At 67.6% G+C, this 3,857-nt stretch carries 2 protein-coding genes; both read right to left on the bottom strand.

All coding sequences use genetic code 11. The features are described 5' to 3' along the window. Nucleotides 1-505: 505 nt before the first annotated feature. Nucleotides 506-1,114 carry an HhH-GDP family DNA glycosylase gene (locus AC07CM_RS49415; RefSeq protein ID WP_478883140.1) on the bottom strand — a complete coding sequence of 203 codons (609 nt, stop codon included), beginning with the start codon at nucleotides 1,112-1,114 and terminating at the stop codon, nucleotides 506-508. Nucleotides 1,115-1,587: 473 nt separating this feature from the next. Further along, on the bottom strand, nucleotides 1,588-3,024 hold the full coding sequence (locus AC07CM_RS49410; RefSeq protein WP_478883139.1) for an MFS transporter: 1,437 nt from the start codon (nucleotides 3,022-3,024) through the stop codon (nucleotides 1,588-1,590). Nucleotides 3,025-3,857: the final 833 nt, after the last annotated feature.

Below are 3,857 nucleotides of genomic sequence, written 5' to 3'. Positions count from 1 at the left end.
AGGATGCAGTACCGACCCGGCCTCCTCGACGGCTTCATCGCCGAGACCGGCCTGATCATCAACCCCCGACCCTCACCCTGACGAGACAACCTCAGTTGCGTAGGAACCGCCGGGTCTCGAGGGCGGCCACGGCCCGTTCCCCGAGGACCTGATCTTCGGGTAAGAGCAGTCGACTTCCTGCTGGCCTGCAGAGAGCTTCTCCCGCCGGCCGCCGTAGGACACCCGGGACACCCGGACCGTACCTCCGGCGCCTAGGTACCCCTTTGTCCGCCCAGGAGTGGGAGGTGGCGCTGGTGCCGGTGAGGTGGGTGCGGACCGCGGGGCCGATCGATCTTGGAGGAACCCACCCAGCCGATCGCGAGGCGGGTGGTGGGTTCGGGGCCTGGGTCTTCTCGCTCATGCTGTGGAACTTCGTGTAATTCCCCACCAACAGCACCACCGTCCCCGCCCAACCGTTCGACAAGATGCACGGACCAAGTTGCGCGGCTGGGTACAGAGGTGGTGGCTACGCGGCCCCCGACTGATGCCGCCAGACGGCATGCTCCAGCCCGCCTTGTTCGTGCCCGAGAAGTGCGGCGGCTTCCTCGTACACAGCTCGCAGTTGCTCGTAGGGGAGGTCCGGGACGCCGGCATCCGCAGCGAAGGCGCGCAGATGTACGTCGACGGGGACCTGCGAACGGCCGACTAGGTTGCCGATGTAGTCGATGCTCTTCCGTCCCACTCCTTTCACCGCGCGCAGCGCGGCGCGATTGGCCTGGTGGTCGAGCCACGCGTGGAGATCATCGCGGGTGTCGACGCCGTTAGCAGCCAGCAGGTTGGTGATGGCGCGGGCCGTTGCAACCTTCCGTGGGGCATTGAAGTTCATGGCCACGGCAAGGTTTTCTACGGCAAGCCGCCCCTGGAAACCGCGGACCGTCGTCGCATCGGGCCAGTCTGCTTGAAGCCGGAGCAGCCGTGGTCGGAGGGTCGCCTCGTACGTGCAGCGGGCGTGGAAGCTGGCGTCGCAGATGACTGCGCCCATGTGGGTCCATCCGCCAGGCTGGGGAAACGGGCCGTCGCCAAGGAGGTGCTGCATGTGGCCGGCGAGCCGCTGGGCAAGGCTGAGTGCAGTCATAGATCGATGATGACGCTATGGTCTGACGATCCGGACGGAATAGCTCAAATCGCCTCGACCGGTTGGGCGGGGGGAAGGTAGCGCTCCTGCCAGGGAATCGCGTGACCGTTGACACTCATGCCATCAACTGCCGTACCTGCCAGGGGCGGTCACCTCTGCAACGCTGACCAGACCCGACGGCAATGACGTCACCACCGTCGTTGTCGACGACCAGCCTCCGCCCATCGGCGGCTGACATCCCTTCCACGCCCGCGTGCCGTGGATCTGCCCAGGGCTCGGGTGCACAACCGGTCCGTCCCAGCTCAGGCGCAGCCATGGCTGGGACGTCGCCCCCCGGCGGCTGAGAACGTGCAGGACGAACGCAGCGTCAGCCTGGGGCACCCGCGCGCCCGCTGCGCTCGCGGCCGACGCGATCAGCGCGGGCCAGGCAAGGCATGCTGGAGCCCTCCATCAAGGGCCAGGCATCAGAGCTGTCATCGCCGACGAACAGCCGGCAACACCGCGCCTGGAGGCGTTGCTGACCCGCTGGAGCGGTCCGGGCTCGCAGCCGTGGGTGCAACCGGCTCTGGTGGCTCACCGCGGCCGGGGGCGCTCGCGACGTCACATGGCCGCATTGAGGCACCCATGGGGTGCTCGGCGAGCGTCGTGCGGGGAGAGCGCGGACGGGCACGGTGGAGCCGTGCGGCGATCAGCACGCTGGCGACGGCGGGCACGGCGCCGGCGAGCAGCATGCCCGTGCGGGGACCGAAATGCTGGTCGATGGTGCCCACGAAGAGCCCACCGATCGCGGCGCTGCCGTAGTAGGCGAGCAGGTAGATGGCCATGATCCGCCCCCGGATGCCGTCGGGGGCACTCATTTGGAGGGTGGCGTTGGTGGACGTGTTCAGCAACAGCGTGCTCGCGCCGATCCCCGCCAGCAGCGCGCAGAAAAGGGGTTGCCCTGGTGCTGCTGCGGCGAGGACGCAGAGCACCGCAAGCATTCCTGCGAAGACCAGCAGGGTGCGTAGCCGGGTGCGTTGCTGGCGGGCGGAGATGAGTGCACCGGCAACGGAGCCGGCCGCGACCATGGTGCTGAGCAGTCCGTAGCCGCCGGGGCCGGTGTGGAACACGGTCTTGGCGTAGGCGGACAGCGTCACAGGAAGGTTCGCCATGAACATCGCGAACACGCCGACCAGGACGATCGGCCAGAGCACGTCCGCCCGGCTCGTGGCGTAGCGCAGCCCGGCCCGCAACTGCCCCCGCTGCGCCGGCGCGGGGGAGGAGACGTGCAGCTCATCGACGCGGATCCGGGCGAGTGCGACGATCGGCGCTGCGTAGGCCACCGCGGTGATCAGGAACGACCAGCCAGGCCCGACCGAGCTGATCAGAAGCCCGCTCACCGCGGGACCGACGATCCCGCCGAGCTGGAACACCATGGAGTTGATACCGATCGCGCTGCGCACGTGCTCCGGTTTGACCATGTCGTTGGCGAACGTCTGCCAGGCCGGGACGCCCAGGGCGCTGAGGATACCGATCCCGGCCGCGATCAGCTGGACCTGCCACGCCCGCACCTCGTGCGAAAGCGTCAGACCGGCAAGGAGGGCGGCCATGGTGGCCCATCCGATGTAGCTGAGCAGGATGATCCGGCGCTTGGGATAGCGGTCGGCGAGCAGCCCGCCCGCCATGCCCAGCACGACAGTCGGCAGGAACTGCAGCATCGTCGTCAAACCGACTTGGGCGGGACTGCCGGTAAGGTCGAGGACCAGCCAGTCCTGGGCGATACGCAACACCCAGGAGCCGGTGTTGGAAAAGACCTGACCGGTCACGAACAGACGGAAGTTACGGGTACGCAGCGCACCGAACGTGCCGCGGCGCTGCAGGGTCGGCGGGTCAGACAGGAACGCACGTCTCGGTTCGGCCGGGGCGCTCACAGGAATCCACATCCTTGGTACGAGTCCGTGCCACCGATTCTCGCAAGATCACCCCCATCTCAAAAATGTATTACTTCAATTAGTCCCATTACAGACTGCAATAATTGCGGATGTGAGACACACCCCCACGACACGGCCACCCCGGCATGCAAGGGCCGAACGAAGCCGGCAGCCCGCCCCCAACTCCCGTTTCCTGACCAAGAGTTCGGGTGTGCGCGGGCTGCGCGGGCCCACGACAGCGCGGCATGGGGAAGGCCGAGGGGCTGCCGCACAACAGGCGCATCGCAGGTTCGCGCACCCCGACGCCATGACGGAGGTCACAGGCGGTGCCCGACGATAGGTTGCGGGGGCGTCTCCACCATCCAAACAAGCGGTGCGAAACGTGTGACCGGCGGGCCAGTTACGCCAACCGACACCCGCCCCGGGACAACACCGCACACACCCTGGCCCCACCCCCGCTCAGCACCGAACCCCAAAGCCCGCGCCGTCAGCCGCCCCGGCCCGCAGACCGCCCAGGCGGCGGCCGACGCCGGAAGGAGACCCGGTGCTCCTGGTCACGCCCAACCACACACCCGGCAGTCACAGCAAGCAGGACGGCGCAAAAGGCACGGTTCACGAGCCCTGAAATCCCGCTTTTCGCTGCCGGTGCTGCGGCGTGTCCCGCAGCCACCGGACGTGCCGGGTGTGCATGTGGTCCTTGGGAGCGGAAAGTCTCAGGCGGAGTGGTCTCGCATGGCACGAGCGGGGGGGGGGGGGGGGGGGGGGGGGGAGGAAGGGGGAGAAGACAGCGAAAAAAAGAAAAGACACAGCAAACCAAAAAACAAAAGCGGGAA

This window comes from Streptomyces sp. NPDC044061 (genome assembly GCF_056434305.1).
Note: the sequence above shows the minus strand (reverse complement) of the source record. Positions and strands in the feature narration are given on the sequence as shown.

Coding starts and splice junctions, on each gene's coding strand:
- AC07CM_RS49415 (WP_478883140.1), bottom strand. CDS start 1,114: ATGACTGCACTCAGCCTTGCCCAGCGGCTCGCCGGCCACATGCAGCAC.